This is a genomic window from Marinobacter panjinensis, assembly GCF_005298175.1.
Taxonomy (GTDB): Bacteria; Pseudomonadota; Gammaproteobacteria; order Pseudomonadales; family Oleiphilaceae; genus Marinobacter; species Marinobacter panjinensis.
This window is the reverse complement of sequence record NZ_SZYH01000002.1, coordinates 403146-420492: the sequence shown is the minus strand read 5'-3', so window position 1 is coordinate 420492 and position 17347 is coordinate 403146. Positions and strand designations below refer to the sequence as shown.

15 protein-coding genes and 1 pseudogene are annotated in these 17347 nt (G+C 58.5%); 6 read left to right on the top strand and 10 right to left on the bottom strand.

Annotated features, from left to right (window positions below; all coding sequences use genetic code 11):
- Positions 1-78 precede the first annotated feature (78 nt).
- Together FDP08_RS18285 and FDP08_RS18280 are read right to left on the bottom strand one after the other, a co-directional pair.
- Positions 79-3057, bottom strand: a pseudogene (locus FDP08_RS18285) (efflux RND transporter permease subunit); the annotation flags it as partial.
- A 5-nt stretch (positions 3058-3062) separates the two neighbouring features.
- On the bottom strand, positions 3063-4145 hold the full coding sequence (locus FDP08_RS18280) for an efflux RND transporter periplasmic adaptor subunit (RefSeq protein ID WP_137437719.1): 1083 nt from the start codon (positions 4143-4145) through the stop codon (positions 3063-3065).
- 295 nt (positions 4146-4440) lie between these two features.
- On the opposite strand from FDP08_RS18280, the gene ilvG reads away from it, so the two are divergent.
- On the top strand, positions 4441-6141 hold the full coding sequence (gene ilvG, locus FDP08_RS18275; protein ID WP_137437718.1) for an acetolactate synthase 2 catalytic subunit: 1701 nt from the start codon (positions 4441-4443) through the stop codon (positions 6139-6141).
- Positions 6138-6416 (top strand): ACT domain-containing protein, encoded by a 279-nt coding sequence (locus FDP08_RS18270; protein WP_137437717.1) that lies wholly within the window; start codon positions 6138-6140, stop codon positions 6414-6416. The genes ilvG and FDP08_RS18270 overlap by 4 nt, the downstream gene beginning before the upstream one ends.
- Positions 6417-6829: 413 nt before the next feature.
- Here the strand turns inward: FDP08_RS18270 and cynS are convergent, their stop codons facing one another.
- The 4 genes from cynS to FDP08_RS18250 form a co-directional block, all read right to left on the bottom strand.
- A complete protein-coding gene (cynS, locus tag FDP08_RS18265; protein ID WP_137437716.1) occupies positions 6830-7273 on the bottom strand; it encodes a cyanase in 444 nt (147 codons plus the stop codon).
- A gap of 223 nt (positions 7274-7496) precedes the next feature.
- Positions 7497-8540 carry a proline racemase family protein gene (locus tag FDP08_RS18260; RefSeq protein WP_137437917.1) on the bottom strand — a complete coding sequence of 348 codons (1044 nt, stop codon included), beginning with the start codon at positions 8538-8540 and terminating at the stop codon, positions 7497-7499.
- Positions 8540-9688, bottom strand: coding sequence for an alcohol dehydrogenase catalytic domain-containing protein (locus tag FDP08_RS18255; RefSeq protein WP_137437715.1), 1149 nt, complete (start codon positions 9686-9688; stop codon positions 8540-8542). The genes FDP08_RS18260 and FDP08_RS18255 overlap by 1 nt, the downstream gene beginning before the upstream one ends.
- 45 nt (positions 9689-9733) lie before the next feature.
- Positions 9734-10846 carry an AI-2E family transporter gene (locus tag FDP08_RS18250; protein ID WP_137437916.1) on the bottom strand — a complete coding sequence of 371 codons (1113 nt, stop codon included), beginning with the start codon at positions 10844-10846 and terminating at the stop codon, positions 9734-9736.
- Between the two features lie 140 nt (positions 10847-10986).
- Here FDP08_RS18250 and FDP08_RS18245 point away from each other — a divergent pair, with 140 nt between their 5' ends.
- Both FDP08_RS18245 and FDP08_RS18240 read left to right on the top strand, forming a co-directional pair.
- The gene (locus FDP08_RS18245; protein ID WP_137437714.1) at positions 10987-11415 is read left to right on the top strand and encodes an SRPBCC family protein; all 429 of its coding nucleotides are present in this window, start codon (positions 10987-10989) and stop codon (positions 11413-11415) included.
- Between the two features lie 141 nt (positions 11416-11556).
- The gene (locus FDP08_RS18240) at positions 11557-12363 is read left to right on the top strand and encodes an oxygen-binding di-iron domain-containing protein (RefSeq protein WP_137437713.1); all 807 of its coding nucleotides are present in this window, start codon (positions 11557-11559) and stop codon (positions 12361-12363) included.
- Between the two features lie 29 nt (positions 12364-12392).
- On the opposite strand, the gene FDP08_RS18235 is transcribed toward FDP08_RS18240, so the two are convergent.
- Entirely contained in the window at positions 12393-12812 is a 420-nt protein-coding gene (locus tag FDP08_RS18235; RefSeq protein ID WP_137437712.1) for a tetratricopeptide repeat protein, read from the bottom strand.
- Between the two features lie 179 nt (positions 12813-12991).
- Here FDP08_RS18235 and FDP08_RS18230 point away from each other — a divergent pair, with 179 nt between their 5' ends.
- Together FDP08_RS18230 and FDP08_RS18225 are read left to right on the top strand one after the other, a co-directional pair.
- Positions 12992-13726 carry a YebC/PmpR family DNA-binding transcriptional regulator gene (locus FDP08_RS18230; protein WP_137437711.1) on the top strand — a complete coding sequence of 245 codons (735 nt, stop codon included), beginning with the start codon at positions 12992-12994 and terminating at the stop codon, positions 13724-13726.
- Between the two features lies 1 nt (position 13727).
- Positions 13728-14441, top strand: coding sequence for a glutamine amidotransferase (locus tag FDP08_RS18225; RefSeq protein ID WP_137437710.1), 714 nt, complete (start codon positions 13728-13730; stop codon positions 14439-14441).
- Positions 14442-14444: 3 nt separating this feature from the next.
- Here FDP08_RS18225 and FDP08_RS18220 read toward each other — a convergent pair whose 3' ends face one another.
- The 3 genes from FDP08_RS18220 to FDP08_RS18210 are packed head-to-tail and all read right to left on the bottom strand — an operon-like array spanning position 14445 to position 17214.
- Positions 14445-14795 (bottom strand): FHA domain-containing protein, encoded by a 351-nt coding sequence (locus FDP08_RS18220; protein WP_137437709.1) that lies wholly within the window; start codon positions 14793-14795, stop codon positions 14445-14447.
- 14 nt (positions 14796-14809) lie between these two features.
- Entirely contained in the window at positions 14810-15556 is a 747-nt protein-coding gene (locus tag FDP08_RS18215; RefSeq protein ID WP_137437915.1) for a PP2C family protein-serine/threonine phosphatase, read from the bottom strand.
- Positions 15556-17214 (bottom strand): serine/threonine-protein kinase, encoded by a 1659-nt coding sequence (locus tag FDP08_RS18210; protein ID WP_228263383.1) that lies wholly within the window; start codon positions 17212-17214, stop codon positions 15556-15558. The genes FDP08_RS18215 and FDP08_RS18210 overlap by 1 nt, the downstream gene beginning before the upstream one ends.
- Positions 17215-17347 lie beyond the last annotated feature (133 nt).

Genomic DNA, 17347 nt, shown 5'->3' with positions numbered 1-17347 from the left:
CTGCTTCAGTTTTCGTCCGGATTTGTCCCCCAGAACCAGCAGCGCAGGTGTCAGTAACAGGGTCAGTATGGTCGCAAACGCCAGCCCGCCGGCGATAGCGCTGGACAGCTGAGTCCACCACTGGGTTGAGGGTGCACCAAGGCCCAGGGACGGTGTTATCAGGTCGACATTCACCCCCAGCACCATCGGCATCAACCCCAGAATGGTGGTAATGGCGGTCAGCAGCACCGGACGAAGACGCAGGCACCCGGTTTCCAGCGCCGCCTCAAACGCTTCGTTGCCGCTTTTCCGCATCAGGTTGTAGGTGTCGATCAGAATGATGTTGTTGTTCACCACAATGCCTGCCAGGGCAATGATGCCCATTCCTACCATCACTATGCCGAAGGACTGACCATTAAGCAGCAGGCCGAGCAGCACTCCTGCTGTGGAAAGCACAATGGCCGACAGGATCAGCAGGGTCTGGTACAGGGAATTGAACTGTGTCACCAGAATGAGCAGCATCAGGGCGATCGCCACCATAAAGGCCGAGGCCAGAAAGTTGGACGCCTGCTGCTGATCTTCGTTTTCACCAGCGAAACGGACGGACACTCCTTCGGGTGTTTCAGGCATTTCCTCCTGCAGGGATTTCAACAGCTCATCGGGCCTGCGCCCGGGCTTCACGTCGGACTTGATCGTCACCGTGCGCTGGCCATCCACCCGCACAATGCTTCCGGTCTTGTCCCCCGGCGCCAGTTCGACAAATTCGGAGAGCGGTACCTGCCCACGATTGGTATGAATGGTCTGGCGCTGAAACTGATCCAACTCCCGCCAGTTGTTGGGCACCCGCACCGCGATATCCACCTCATCACGGACATCCTCCGGGCGGTACGTGGCCAGCACCAGCCCGTTGGTGATCAGGCGCACCGCGCTGCCCACGCTCAGCACGTCGGAACCAAAGCGGGCCGCCGATGCCCTGTCCACATTCAGGCGCCACTCAATACCCGGCAGGCTGCGGTCGTCCTCGATATCCACAAAGCCGTCAATGGCGCCCATACGCTGCTGGATAAGACCGACGTACCGATCCAGTTTCTGACTGTCGAGACTGCTGACCATCAGCTCGATAGGCTTGCCGCCTGCCGGTCCGCCTTCCTGTTTGCGAAACTCCAGCTCTATGCCGGGAATGTCTGCCGTGCGTTCGCGGAAATCCTCCAGAATCCTGGTGGCGGATCGGCGCTCGAACCAGTCGGTAAACTGGAACTGGAGCACACCGATAACATCCGGTGCCATCTGGTTACCGGGGCTGACCATTGAGCGGGCATACAGTGCCTTCACTTCCGGCATGCCCTGCAGCCTCTGCTCGACCTCCCGCACAATCGAATCCCGCTCTTCCACCGACAAATCGCCTCTCGCGCGCACCTGCACCTGGGCCGAGTCAGGCTCAACGCTGGGGAAAAATTCCACGCCATAATTGTATTTGCCGTACGCCACGTAGATCACCACAACCACCGCCAGCACACCCAACAGTGTGAACCCCGGCACGGCCAACAGGCGCCCAAGCAACTTCCGGTACAACCCCGTCATTCGCCCGCCCGGCGGTGCCTGGCGCTTGCGCCTGCCACCGCTGATACTGCCGAGAACCGGCAGAAACACCAGTGCCATTGCCAGGGACGCGGTCAGGCAGATGATGACGGTCATAGGCAGGAATTTCATGAATTCACCCACCACACCGGGCCAGAACAGCAATGGGATAAAGACGGCCAGCGTGGTCGCGGTGGAGGCGATGATGGGCCAGGCCATGCGGCTGGCAGCCTCGCCCCATGCAGATCGTACACTCTGCCCCTCTGAGAGATTTCTGTCCGCCAGTTCCGACACCACGATTGCTCCGTCCACCAGCATGCCTGCCACCAGAATCAGGCTGAACAGAACCACAATATTGAGAGTCAGACCCATGCCCCAGATCACCAGAATTCCGGTGAGGAAGGCACCGGGGATGGTCAGGCCCACTAACAGGGCCGAGCGGGGGCCCATGGCGGCGATGATCAGGATAATCACCAGTACAATGGCGGTGAGTACGTTGTTGAGCAGGTCACTGAGGATGTCCCGCACTTCACCGGACTGATCCATGATGTAACGGACTTCGAGCTCTTCCGGTAATTCCGACCCCGCCGCCTCGATCAACGCTTTGACCTGGCCAACGGTTTCGATAATGTTGGCGCCGGTGCGTTTGGAAATTTCCAGCACCAGCGCCGGCTCACCATTGATCCTTGCAAACCCGGTGGGGTCCTTGAAGGTTCGCTGCAGCATGGCAACGTCGCCGAAGGTGACTACGGTGTCGCCATCCACCTTGATGGGCATGGACATCACGTCCTCCACCGATTCAATCACACCGGGCACTTTCATGGTCATGCGGCCGGCGCCGGTATCCAGACTGCCGGCGGCCACCAGCTGGTTGTTGCGGGTGACCAGTGATGCCAGCCGGTCAAAGTCGATGCCGTAGCTTTCCAGCACCTGGGGGTCAACGACGATTTCCAGCAGATCCTCGCGGTCACCGCCGATATCGACTTCCAGTACTTCCGGAATACCTTCAATGGCGTCCTGTAACCGTCGGGCAATGGTGACCAGTTCGCGTTCGGACAACGGGCCGGACAGACCAACAGACATCACCGGAAAGAGTGCAACATTGATCTCGTTCACTCTGGGCTCGTCCGCTTCCTGGGGCAGCTTGCTACGGGCGGTGTCCACTTTCTCCCGCACGTCCTGAAGCGCCATATCCGGGTCAAAGCCGGCATCAAACTCCAGCATCACCGACGCGTGGCCTTCCGAGGCGGTGCCGCGCATTTCCTTGATCCCTTCAAGGGATCGCACCTCCTGCTCCATGGGCCGGATAAGCAGCCGTTCAGCGTCTTCCGGGCTGATGCCTTCCAGTGTCATGGACACGTAGATCATGGGAATGGTGACGTCCGGATTCGCCTCCTTGGGTATCGCCTGAAAGGCTGCAATGCCGCCCAGGATCAGGAACAACAGGGTAAGAAGTGTTGTACGGCTGCGATCGAGTGCCGCAAATATCAGGGTTCGCATACCGGTCAGCCCCGGTCCGAATCACGGTTCACCGGGCGCACCTGCTGCCCGATGGACACGAACCCGGCACCACGGGTGATCAACCGGATCTCTTCCGGCAATCCGGTTACCCAGGCGCCATCCGTTGTAACGTTCAGCAGTTTGACGGTGGTAAACACCACTTCATTGTTCTCGCCCACGTAGCGGACACCAGGTCGGCCATCGTCGCCCAGACTCAGGTAGGCGGGTGAAATAAACATGGCCCTGACCTCCGGCAATGCAATCCGCAGCGTTGCGCTGCCACCGGCAACCCGCTTGCGTTCCGGGTTTTCCACCGTCACTTCCACAGCAAAGCTGCGGGTTTCCCGGTCTGCCGCACTGGCCACAAAGCTCACACGACCTTCCAGTGTATCGCCGTCCAGGGTGCGGATCGTCACTTTCTGGCCTTCTTCCACGCTGCCTACGGACTGCTGTGGAATCTGGCCGGCGGCTTTCAACCGGTCGATCCGCACCAGTTCCAGCAAGGGCGTGCCCACCTGGACCAGGTCGCCCAGATCCACGTCGCGACGATTGACGGTGCCGTCGAAGGGCGCTCGGGGCGTCAGGTTTTCCATCACAAGGCGCGCCCGGGCCAGTTCAGCTTTTGCGGCCGAGAGTTCACTTTGCAGTGTCAGCACTTCCGATTCGGAAGTGAGATCACGGGCACGGAGTTGCTGGGCGGCCGAGAGGTCTGCCTCAAGCTTGCGGATGCGGGACTGCCACTGCACGACGGCTGCACCACGACCATCCTCGGACAGGCGTAACAGCACATCCCCTTCCTCAACCCGGGCGCCCTGCTCCACCATAAGCTCATCCACAGTACCGGCCACCCGCGCACCAATAATCACCGTTCGCCACGGCGCCAGTTGTCCCTGCACCATCAGCCCTGGCTGGTAAGGCCGGTCCCGCAGCATGTCCACCTGTACCGACGGTACACCTTTATCCTGCTCAGGTTGCGCATCCGGCGCTTCATCGCGAGCCTCGCGGACGTTCCCCGTTGCCATCCAGACAACCAGTAGCGCCAGTACCAGAAAAGACAGGCCGATGGATCCCAGTTTTGCTTTCGTCATTGATTGCTCACAGGTTGAAACAGGTGATTTCGATAGAAAACGGTTGCACCCGGCTATTTTCGTGGGGTAAATTCTACACATAAATTTTTTACAAATTCAGAGTAAATACTGATTTTATGAATCTCAACGCAGTGGTTGTCCTTGTGAAGCTAGTCCTGGTGGTCGTGGTACCGTCCGGGGGCTTTTGCGTGGACAAGCGGGTGAGATAGCGACAACCTGACAAGACACGAGAAGCCCCCGGCACCGAAAGGTCCCGGGGGCTTTTTTTTGCAGCAAGGAAAAGGGAAAAACAACCATGAACGGCGCACAGCACATTCTTGAAGCGTTCCACCGCCACAGCATCAGCACGGTTTTCGGGTATCCGGGCGGCTGCATCATGCCGCTATACGACGCGCTGGTGGATGACGTGGGCGTGGAACACGTGCTGTGCCGCCACGAGCAGGCCTGCGCACTTGCTGCAGACGGTTATGCCCGCGCCAGCGGCAAACTGGGAGTGTGCATTGCCACCTCCGGCCCCGGCGCCACCAACCTGATCACCGGCGTTGCCAATGCCCACAGGGATTCCATCCCCATGCTGGTCATCACCGGCCAGGTGCCCTCCGGCCTGATCGGCACCGATGCCTTCCAGGAAACCGACGTATTGGGCATGACCCTGGGCATCGTCAAACACAGCTACCTGGTTGACGACGCCGACACCCTGCCGGCCATCATGGAAGAAGCCATGGAGCTGGCCCAAAGCGGCCGGCCGGGGCCCGTGTGGATAGACATACCCAAGGATCTGCTGCTCGCTGACGTTGCGGATGCCTCCTTCGCCCGGCACGAGCGCCAGCAGACTGGCTGTCCGGATCTGACCGAAGCCCTGGCGATGCTGCGAGCGGCCCGCAAGCCCCTGCTCTACAGCGGCGGCGGCATCAGCCTGGCCCATGCCGAAACAAGCTTCCGCAGGTTCGCCGAGAAGTCGGCCCTGCCCGCAGTTGTCACCCTCAAGGGCATCGGCAACCCCGGCAAGCACAACCCCTGGAACCTGGGCATGCTGGGCATGCACGGCTCCCGCGCCGCTAACAGAGCGGTGGACGAGTGCGATCTGTTACTGGTCATCGGCGCCCGCCTGGACGACCGCGCCACCGGCAAACTGGAGGGCTTCGCCCCCAAGGCGAAGACGATCCAGATCGATGCCGACGCCGCCGAAATCAACAAACTGCGCCCGGCCGATCTGGCCATCCGCGGGGAGCTGAATGACATTCTGGAGGCGCTGAGCGGGGCGATGGCGGACAGGCCGCTGTCTATTGCCGAATGGCAGAAACAATGCCGCACCTGGCACACCACAGGCGGCTTTCAGGCGGCCGACAACGAAGAACCCCTGGCCCCCATCACCGGCCCGGCGTTTATCCGCCAGCTCTCACTTATTGCCTCGGACGACACCATCATTGCCTGTGACGTCGGCCAGCACCAGATGTGGGTCGCCCAGCACTACGAATTCGATCATCCTCGCCACCACCTCACCAGCGGCGGCCTGGGCACCATGGGCTTCGGCCTGCCTGCCGCCATCGGCGCCCAGTTTGCCGACCGCAACAGCACGGTGATCAACGTCACCGGTGACGGCTCGTTCATGATGAACGCCCAGGAACTGGCCACCATCCGCCGCTACAACCTGCCGGTGAAACTGATCGTGATGGACAATCAATGCCTGGGCATGGTGCGCCAACAGCAGGAGCTGTTCTACAACAACCGGGAAAGCCAGATAAACCTGGACGACAATCCGGATTTCGTCGCTATGGCCCGCGCCTTCGACATCCCGGCGCTGCACATCGAACGCACCGACCAGATCCGTCGCGGTATTGAAACCATCCTGGCCTACAACGGCCCGATGCTGCTGCACGTAGCCATCAGCCGTGGCGAAAACGTCTGGCCCATCGTCAAACCCGGCGCCAGCAACCGCGAAATGATCGACGAAACCCGACGCCCCAGCCCTGCCCACAAGGAGCAAACAGCATGACCCCGCAAGCGGACATCTCAATGCCGAGCTACACCCTCAACTGTCGTATGTCCCGGGAAGCCGCCGCCCTGGAGCGCCTGTGCCAGGTAGTCCGCATCCGCGGTTTCCGCATCGCCACCATGGCGGTGGAGTCCGCCGGAGAACACCTGGATATCGCCCTGACCCTGGAAGGCACCCGCCCCATCACCATGCTCCAGTCCCAACTGGAGAAGCTGCATACTGTGGCAGAGGTCGCCCTTGGTCAGGATTCTGGAGTTCGGGTTCAGACTGCCTGATGCGTTGGGAATTGCCCTCTTGTTCGTAGCCTGTTGGGTTTGCGGGCGGATACGGGGGGTGGGGGTATTTTTTCTTCTGGAAAAAGAACTCGCTGCGCTCAGACATCTTTTTCCTTGCCAGAAAAAATACCCCCACCCCCCTATCGACGTGCAGCACAGGGATACCCGGGTCGAGTAGGCCTTCAGGGCCATCGAATGCCGGACAATTTGGGACGACTTTCACGACAACGTTTGGCTTTTCCTCGCGATCCTGCCGTGGTCAGCTCGGCGCGGGGTGGTATCTGGATTTTTTGCCAGAAAAAGATGTCTGAGCGAAGCGAGTTCTTTTTCCAAAAAAATACAGATGCCACCCCGCAAGCCCGCCCCACAACCGGCAGGCTACAGAAGGCAGGCAACTCCCAAGCCAACGAAGATCACCAGGCCTTATAGGGCAGGAACTTCCCGTTCATGGTTACCACGACGCGGTCGCCCTTGGGATTTTCTTCCTTTTCGATGTCCATGGTGAAGTCTATGGCGCTCATGATGCCGTCGCCGAACTTTTCATGGATCAGCGCTTTCATGGTGTCGCCGTATACGCCGACCACCTCGTAAAGACGATAGATCAGCGGGTCCTGGGGGACGCCGCCATCCCAGGATTTCTTCGGGAAATCCTGCAGGGCCTGCGCTACGTCCTTGTCGAGACCGAGGGTCTCACACAGGGCAAAGGCCTTGTCTTCGGAAAAGCTGTTCATACCGAAACACACGGAGGTCGTGAACACCGGCGACATGCCGATGGACTCGGCAAGGGCTTCCCAGGTCATGCCTTTGTCCACTTTGGCTTCCAGGATTTTTGCGGTCATCAGTTCTTTGTTCATCATGATCATTTCCTCTTGTGACAAACTCGCTCTCCCCAAAATTGGCCAAAGTCAGTACGTGTCGCACCTTTTTGGCGCACGGTTGCCGCTTAGCGCCTGTTGGCGAGTGCCAATTCCAATCACCGATTCTGGGTGCAGGGTCTATGCCATGTTTCGGAAAAGCATTAGCCATCGGGCCCGGAACTCCACTATTTGCGGGATTCCTCAATGAATTCGTGCTTTCCGGTCATTCCGGATGTGCACTGGTCAGAATGTGTGTGAGCCCCCCGCAGTCCACCATTGGGTCGTCACAGTTCACGACGATGTCGGCCCGGCTCAGCACATAGCTCTTGCCGGTGATGGTATTTTCCACCACCTCGTGATCCCCTTCCTGACGCACACCGGTAAACTTGCCGATGAATCCGGTTTCCCGGAGGGAAACCGTTTCCAGGCGGTCCCCCGGCTTGATCAAGCCCTCGTAGTTCATCAGCGCAAGCCGTGCCGAGGTACCGGTGCCCGTTGTACTACGGCAGATCACGCCTGGATGCACGTAGGTGGCTGACCGGGAGCGATAGAAGTGATCAGACAGCTGCTCCAGCGGCCCCATGAAATGGAGGAAGGGCAGCGGCCCCACATCGCCCAGCGTATAGTGCGAGAAACCTCTTTCCGCCTGAATCGCTTCAATAATATGGTAGGCGCATTCGGCGAGCTTCCGCTCTTCATTCAGGTGCAGGGAGAACCCCAGGCTTGCCGCATCCACGAGGGCATAGAAGCCGCCACTATAGGCCACGCTGTAGGTCACATCACCGATCGAAGGAACATGGATGCTGGTCCGGTAGGTATGAATATAACTGGGCAGGCCCCCACAGGTAATGGCCTCCACGACACCGTCATGGACAAGGGCGTCAATATGAACCAGCCCAGCAGGGGCTTCAAGCGCGAAGCTTTGCCAACCCTCCCGCTTCGGCACGATCCCCGCTTCAAGTACCGCCGTTGCGGTACATATGGTGTTTGAACCGGAATATATCGGGTACCCCATAACCTCCATGATGATATAGCCAGCCGCCGCCTCCGGGTCAGTCGGTGGCACCAGCAGGTCCACGGACATTTCGGGAATACCATAGGGTTCCTCAAGCAAAAGCCGTCGCAAACCGTCTGCCTCGTCCCGCAGGTATTCCATCTGGGCACGCACGGTTGCTCCCGGAAGCTGCATAATACCGCCCGTCACAATCCGGCTCACATCGCCGCCTGCGTGGGTATCCATCAATTGCAGGTTAAGCTCAGGGTGCATCATTTTTTCTCCAGGGCAAAAGGGGAGCCGTGTTCGGCCCACTGGGCGTCCGGAACAATGACGATTTTGCCAAGGTAGTTACTGTTACGGTTGACGAAATAGCGTTCGGCTTCGTGCAGTTCCGAAAGCTTGAAGGCAGCGTGCAGCACCGGCTTTAACTGACCGCTGCGGATCCACGCCACCAGTTGCTCGGCTTCTTCACGAGTGCCGTGTGACACCCCGAAAACCTGTACCTGGTAGAGGTAGATCCGGGTCCACATGATTTCGCTGACATTGCCCGCGCTGGCGCCGGCAATGCTGAGGCGGGGGTAGTCGTCGCGGCTGTTCATGTCGAAGATCATGGTGTCGATGAACTGGTAGGTCATCTCGCCGCCGGCCAGGTCCATCACCGCATCGATAGGCCGGCCGCCGGTCACGGCACGAACCTTGTCGGTGAAGTTGGCCATGTCCGAGCGATCGAGTACTGCAGCTGCCCCCAGTTTCAGCAGTGCCTCTTCCTTGTCCTGCTGGCTCAGTGCATAGGGAATGGCACCGATGATCCGGCAAAGCTGGATCAGTGCGGTGCCGACACCGCCGCTGGCACCAGTAACGAGTATGTGTTCGCCCGCCCTGACCCTGGCCGAGGTGAGCATGTGCAGGGCTGTCTGATAGGAACACATGCCCATGGATGCCAGTTCGGCATCGGCCAGTTCGGTGTTTTCGACATGATGGAACTGGTCGGATGGCACCGCAATGTATTCGGCGAAACCGCCATCGGCGCCATGACCGTAGTAATCCGGGGTGAGGTTGATGTCCCGGCGGTCATCGGCGTACAGGTTGAAATCCAGCAGGCCACGCTGGCCTATCCGTGTCTCGTCTACTCCCTCACCCACGGCGACCACATGGCCTACTACGTCCGCCCCCTGGATTCTGGGGAACGTCAGTGTCGCTGAGCCACCCATCTGGAAAGAGGTGACTTCGCCCTTTTCCTTGGTGGGGTAAAGGCCTTCGCGGGCTTTGCGATCGGTGTTGTTTTTGGCAGTAGCGGTAACCTGGACCAGCACTTCCCCCGCGCCGGGTTCGGGGGTAGGTACGTCTTCAGTGTATTCCAGTTTTTCGATGCCACCGTGGCCGGTGAGCAGCATGGCTTTCATGGTCTTGGGGATCATGGGCTTTCTGCTCCTGTTTTAGCTGGGTATTGAATCAGGATAGCACTAGCGCGCGATGACCTTGTAGATCGGTCGTAGTTTCGGGATCTGTTTGAGGACAACCTGGATAACCGTCATCAGCGGCACGGCCAACAGAACGCCAACGGGGCCCCATAGCCAGCCCCAGAAGAAAATGGATACGAAGATAATGACGGGGTTGATGGCCATGCGGAAGCCGTGAATCCAGGGTTCGATGAAGAAGCCCACGGTGGATGTCAGGGCGAGGTAACCAACCGGTGCGATGGCCATCATCCAGAGGACGTCCAGGCTGGTGGCGGATACCACGGCCAGCAGCGTAATGGTGAGGATTACGCCGAGATAGGGAATGAATCTGGCCAGCCCGGCGACCAGGCCCCAGACAGCAGGGTCAGGCAAGCCGACTGCCCAGCATATGAGACCGGTTGTGACGCCGACAATCAGGTTGCTGAGGCTGAGGACGGCCAGGTATTGGGCAATCTGGTGCTGGGAATCACGGGCGATATGGAGAACGTTCCTTCGCTGCCCCCGGGGTAGCTGGCGTACGAAGTTCTGGATAATGCGGTCGCCACCCACCAGCAAAAAATAGGTCAGTGCCAAAGCCAGGGCCAGACCGGCAGCGCCGTTGCGGGCTTTGGTCATTAACTGGTTGCGCCAGGAGTCAGTCTGCAGCACGACGGTGTTGGTTGCGCCTTGTTCCCCCTCATCTTCAGAAAGTTCGTCCATCGACTCTTCCACTTTCCTGGCGGACTCGTTGACCTTGTCTATCTGGCTCTTTATGCCGCTCTCCCCTACCAGCAAGCGGGAGATGCCCTGCGGCGCCTGTTGTGCCCACTCCAGGGCCGGCGTAGCTACGGTAACGCCAATACCGACAAGCCCGGCGAGCACCAGAAGCACCAGCACCAGCGCACTGAGCACGCGCGGGATGCCGGCTTTTTCATAGGCTTTCCTGACCAACGGGTACAGCAACAGGCTGGTGAGCACGGCCAGTACAATCGGCAGGACAATCTGATGGGCAAGATAGAGGGTATAGAGTATGCCCAGTGCAAACAGGCCATTGAGTGGCGTCGCAAGGTCGGAATGGACCGGAGTTTCGGTGCCGGATTCGTCATTTGGTTGGTTTTTCCGGTTTTCGTCGTCCATGCAGATCAGAGTGCCTTTGCTGTCTGGATTGGTTTGTGATGGCCCCTTTCGGGCCAGAGCCCGGTCATCGGTGCTCTGCGACTTTTGTTGTAGCACATAACCCGATACTCTGTCTGAAACAGTCTCTTAAGAGTGCAGTTATGGCTACCTACACGATTGAAATTGATGAAACCTTCGAGGTTCCGCGGCACCGGGTGTTCGCCCTGTTTGCCGACCACGAACGTTTTGGCAAATTGCTGGGTGCCCCAGTAAAACGAATTCGCGATAGCGACCAGGCCGATCCCAATGGCGTGGGGTCCATCCGCAAAATCGGAATTGGCCCCATCGGTCTCAAGGAAACCGTGATTACCTTTGAGCCGGGCTCGCTGATCGAGTACACCATTACCAGCATGAGCCCTATCCGCAACCATCTGGGCAGAATCCGCTTCGAGGATGCCGCTAACGGCAGGACTCGTGTCCAGTACACCATATCCTTTGAAGACATCGTGCCCCACACCGGCAAACTGGTGAGCTCCGCACTGGACCAGGCCATACGCAAGGGTATTCGGCGCGTTCCCAGGCTTGCCTGAGCGATATTGAAAAACATTTCTTGATGGATATCAGTTTATTGACCTGACGCAATAGGTCGCTTTTACCAATTTTGTACCCTCCCGGAAATTTTGCAGTATCCGGCCATCCCGGCCGGATAGTCAGCCTACCGGGAGACAAGAATGGCAGCGGAACCCATCGTTCTGTTTGATAACGGGCAACACAAATGCCTGATGTTCGATTCACTGGTAACTGGCGAGGGCGTACAGTCCAACCAGTTCCTGATTGTTGATGGCAAGCATGAGGCCCTGATTGATCCGGGCGGAGATCTGACCTATACCCCGCTGGCTGTTGCGGCATCGCGATACCTGAATATCCGCGAAATGGACTACGTGTTTGCCTCCCACCAGGACCCGGATATCATCGGCGCCATCGACCGCTGGATTGTTCACACCAGTGCCAAAATTGTCACTTCCCGCCTCTGGGCCCGTTTCCTGCCGCACCTGGTATCCGGCTATGTAACCGGGCAACTCAGCGGAAGCGTTTACGACCGCATTGTCAGTGTGCCGGACAGCGGCATTAACGTGCCTTTCGGGGAATCCTATATCCAGTGCCTGCCCGCCCACTTCATGCACTCGGTGGGCAACCTGCAGTTCTATGATCCGGTATCCAGAATCCTGTTCTCGGGGGACCTGGGAGCGTCCATGGGTGGTGAGGATGACCACAAGCCAGTCACAGACTTCGACAGGCACATACCCAACATGATCGGTTTCCACCGGCGCTACATTGCATCAAGGAAGGTGTGTGAGCTGTGGGCCAATATGGTTCGGCAGATGGAGGTCAGCGCCATCGTGCCGCAACACGGTAAGCGCTTTGAGGGCCCGGCCATGGTGGGTCAGTTTCTGAACTGGGTATCCAGCGTTGACTGCGGGATCGATCTGGTCAGCCAGGAAAATTACCAGCGGCCGGTCGACTACCTTTCAACGTAGCGGCTACCGGATTCATTTTCCGCAGGGGGTTATGAGTCCGAAGCCATGGCTTGCCAGTAGTCAGCCTGAACAGGGTCTGCCTCGGTACCGATACCTTCGGCATAAGCTCTTGCGACTTCGGACATGCTCAGTTTATTGCCGGCTTCGGCCGCTTTCAGATACCACTCAAATGCTCTGGCGTGACTCTGTTCCACACCAAGGCCAGCAGCGTACATATTCGCCAGGTTGTACATCCCCTGATGGCTACCCGCCTCGGCAAGCGCCTGGTAACGCTCGAAAGCCAGATCATACTGGCCCATTTTGTAAACGGCATAGGCTTCAAGCACCCTGACCATCTCGCGGGCGACGCCCATTTGCTGATCCGACTCGTCGCCCTGCACCGCTGGCGAAAGCAACATCAGACAACTCATGGCCATGGCTATCCGGCTGGTGGTGTATCGGCGTGTCATGGAAACCTCCGGGATCAAGGGACGATTCCACGCTACCACCCGCCATCAGTAGCGTCTTTGACTCTAAAGTGGCGAAGGTTTACAACTTTGGGTGGGGCACAGGGCCGGGAAATAACTCTGTCACCGGTCTGTTTTGTCGAGTAAAATCCGCACTTTTGAGACAACATTGAGGCAGCGTAATGGGCAGAGCCTATCAGAACCGCAAAGACTCCATGGCCAAAACGGCCGCCGCCAAAACCAAGGTTTACAGCAAATATGGTCGAGAAATCTACGTGTGCGCCAAGTCCGGCGGCCCGGATCCGGACAGCAACCTGACCCTGCGTGGCCTGATCGACCGCGCCAAGAAAGACCAGGTGCCGGCACACGTTATCGAGAAGGCCATCGAGAAAGCCCAGGGGGGAACCGGTGAAGACTTCTCCGCTGCCCGCTATGAGGGCTTCGGGCCGGGTAACTGCATGGCCATTGTGGATTGCCTGACTGACAACCCCAACCGCACCTTCGGTGACGTTCGCCTGGCCTTTACCAAAACCAAGTGCAAAATCGGAACCCAGGGCAGTGTCAGCCACATGTTCGACCACTGCGCCATATTCGGATTCCGCGGCGACGATGAAGAGGCCGCACTGGAAGCACTGATGATGGCCGACGTGGATGTCACCGACATTGAACATGAAGACGGCATGATTACCGTGTTTGCCCCCCACACAGAATACGCCAAGGCCCGCCAGGCATTGCAGGACGCGTTCGAGGGCCTGGAATTCGAGGTAGACGAGATTCAGTTCCTGCCGCAGACTACCACAACCATTGAAGGCGACGACATCGAGCTGTTCGAAAAATTCATGGACATGCTGAACGATCTGGATGATGTGCAGAACGTCTACCATAACGCCGTAATCGCTGACCAACAGGAGCAGTAACTTGCCAAGGGTCGTCATACTGAAAACCGGCAACACCTACCCTGCTTTACGCGAGGCATTCGGGGATTTTGACAGCTGGTTTGCAGCCCGGCTGGCGCCGGAACTCAACATCCATGTTGTGGATGTAACGGTAGACGACCTCCCGGGGCAACCGGAAAACTGGGACGGCATCGTCATCACCGGCTCTCCGGCCATGGTCAGCGACCGTGAACCCTGGAGCGAACAGACCGGCCACTGGCTTGCGGGCGCGGTCAGGGCCGAAATCCCGGTTCTGGGCGTTTGCTACGGCCATCAGTTGCTGGCCCACGCTCTGGGCGGCGAGGTGGGCTTTCATCCCCGGGGCAGGGAAACCGGCACCCATCCGGTGGCGCTGCTCGATACGGCCCTGGACGATCCCCTGTTCAAGGGGCTTCCCCGCCAGTTCCCGGCGCAGCTGACTCACCGACAATCCGTTCTGCGGCTGCCGGACAACGCTGTTCTGCTGGGCCACAACGAGTTCGAGGCCCACCAGGCGTTCCGGGTGGGACCCTGCGCCTGGGGTGTTCAGTTCCATCCGGAATTTTCATCGGATGTCATGCGGGCTTATCTTGAGGTACAGGCACCTGACCTTGTGAAGGAAGGGCTTGATGCGGAAGCCCTGCTGGCAGAAGTGACCAACGCGCCGGAAGCCTCCTCCCTGCTGGACCGCTTCTCAAAGATAATCATGAACCGGTAGGCACTAGTCGAGAATGTAGGCGGTCTTTTCCATCGCATTCTCGTCTTCGTCCACAAACCGGAATTCATTCCAGCCAATCCGCACCAGGTCATTGCTGTTCAGGCGCTGGCGTCCGCTGATGCGGATGTCGTTCACAAACGTGCCATTCGTGCTGTTGCTGTCGGTAATGTAGTAATCCATCGTGCCTTCCAGGTAGGCGTTGGGTACCGCCTCAATGACCGCATGATGACCGCTGACAGAAATTTCATCGATGCGGATATCGTTGTCTCCACCCCTTCCGACACGAATCTCGGGCTGGTCCAGTTCAAACGTGGTTACCACGACGCTATCCACCAGTTGTGAAAGTGACGCCATACAGGGCTCCTTTGCTAATCGATTGTCAAAAGAACAACGGACACGTTATCCGCTGCTTCATTGTCCAGGCTTGTATCGACCAGTGCCCGGACCTTGTCTTCCACAGATCCCTGGCCTGACAGTATGGGTAACCAGTCAGCCTCCGGCAGGGCACCGGTGAGGCCATCGGAGCACAGCAGCAGACTATCGCCCGGGCGCAGCGCTACCTTCCCGAAACTGGCGAGTGAAGATGACGCGCCGAGAGCGCGGGTCAGCACGTTTCGAAAGGGTACATGGGGCACATCGTCCGGCTGGATACTGCCATCTTCCAGCATGTTCTGAACCACGGTATCGTCCCGGGTCAGACACCGCAGTTTACCTTCGTGAACAAGATAACAGCGGGAATCTCCGAGATGTGCAATGTGAGCTTCACCATCGATCATCCAGGTGATCACCAGGGTCGTGCCCATTCTGGCAAGGTCCGCATCCTCTGCCCTGCGCTCCTGTATGCGTTCATTGGCAAGGTTTATGGCCGCCTGCATGGCGTCCGGGGGTGCCTCTGAATCGCTCTCCTTTCCAGGCACCAGGTTCCCTCCCAGCGCCTCCATGACCGTATCTACAGCAATCCGGCTGGCAATTTCTCCGCCCTGATAGCCCCCCATGCCATCAGCAACGACCAATAACACCTGCCGGTTATCATCACTGACCCGCCAGTCAATGGCGTCCTGATTGGTTGCGCGCACAGCCCCGACGTCACTGAGACCGGCTACCCGGGGAATCATCACGATGCTTCCTCCTTCGCCTCGCGGGATGCCTGCCGCCGCAGTGCTTCTGCCATGGTGGCGGCACTGAGGAAGCGCTTGTCCGGCTCCCGCTGGATGGCTTTATTGATAAGACGAACCACGCCATTGGGAAGTTCCGGATTAAACTCGCGGACACTCTTCGGACGCTTGTTCAGAATCTGGTAGGTCAGGTTCGCCAGGGTATCCCCCTGATAGGGTGTTTCTCCGGATACCAGCTTGTACAGCGTGATGCCCAGGCTATAGGTGTCTGACGCACCGGTTACCTTCTGTCCCTTGAGTTGCTCGGGCGACATATAGAGCGGGCTTCCCATCACGCTACCTGTGCGGGTACGGGAATCATCCGAGATCTTGGCAATCCCGAAGTCGGTGATTTTGATTTCACCACTGTCCGGATTGAAAATAATGTTGCCAGGCTTTATGTCGCGGTGAATGATCTTCTGGCGATGGGCGTAATCCAGTGCGTCTGCCACCCTGGCGACAATATCGAGCACCGTTGCCAGTGGTAACAGACGGCCCGGCTTGCCGAACTCGCTGAGCGGACGCCCCCTGGCATAGTCCATGGCAATAAACGCCAGGTCTGCCTCTTCGCCCACATCATAGACAGTGACAATGGCCGGGTGACTGAGGCGCCCTGCCGCTTCCGCTTCTCTGAAAAACCGGGATTTCAGGTCCCGCAATTCGTTGTCATCGAAGGCCTGGTAACTGAGCGTCTTGATCGCCACCGTGCGGGCGATTTTAGGGTCCTTGCCAAGATAGACCACGCCCATGGCGCCACGCCCGATCTCCCGTTCGATCTCATAACGGCCCAGAGTGGGTCGGCTGACGCTCTGTTCCGGCAATACCAGCGTTCGTGTGCTGTCGAAGCTTCCCGCCACGGTAGTGGCACCTTCCGCATTCAGGTTTTCCAGGGCCGCCAGACGTTTGTCGGCATCCCGGTACTTGCGCTTCTGACCAAGAATCTGCCGATAGGTGGTGCGGGCCTTGTCATACTGGCGTTTACGCTCCTGCTGGATAGCGATATCGTACTGCAGGCCGAGAGTGTCCTCGCTGGGTGGACACTCGGACAACACTTCCAGCGCTTCGTCCGGCTGTCCCTGCTGCAGTAACAGCTTTCCCAGGCGGGTCCGCGCCGCCTGCACATTCTCGGACAATGCCTCGAGATCCCGCCGGGGTTGCAGCCAGAAAAGCATAATGAGGTACCCTGTCACCAACAGGGTGACCACTTCCCCGAGTGGCAACCAGGCATTCTCGTAAAACATGAAGGCAGCCTGCAATACCACCAGTGATCCGGCCGCCAGCAGAATGACAGGCAGGGCCACACCAGCACCCATGCGGGGAACCGCAAGCACCAGAAACAATGCGGATACCATAAGCCCGGTACGAATGGCGACTGCGGCCCAGGGAGGCTCGTAAAGCCCTCTCGCTTCCAGGGCCGAACTGAATACCTCCGGCGACATTCTCACCAGTGCGCCCGGGTCAACAATATCGGAAGGGTTTCCAAGGGAACCGAACAGAACACGATCTGCCCAGCCCAGCATCGGGAGTGCTTCACCCGTGAAGGCAAAGACCAGCGCCAGACCAATAATGAGCAGGCGCAGGCTGAAAATGCGGGAAAAAACAAAAGCCAGTGAGTTCACAGGTACCGTTATTATAAATGGTTGATTCATCAAGTTTATAAAGTGAACGCGGGCAGCGATAGGTTACCAGGGGCTGTTTTTTGTAAAGGTTTGTTTAGCTGGGAGCACCATCACGCGTCTAGTGGAATTAACC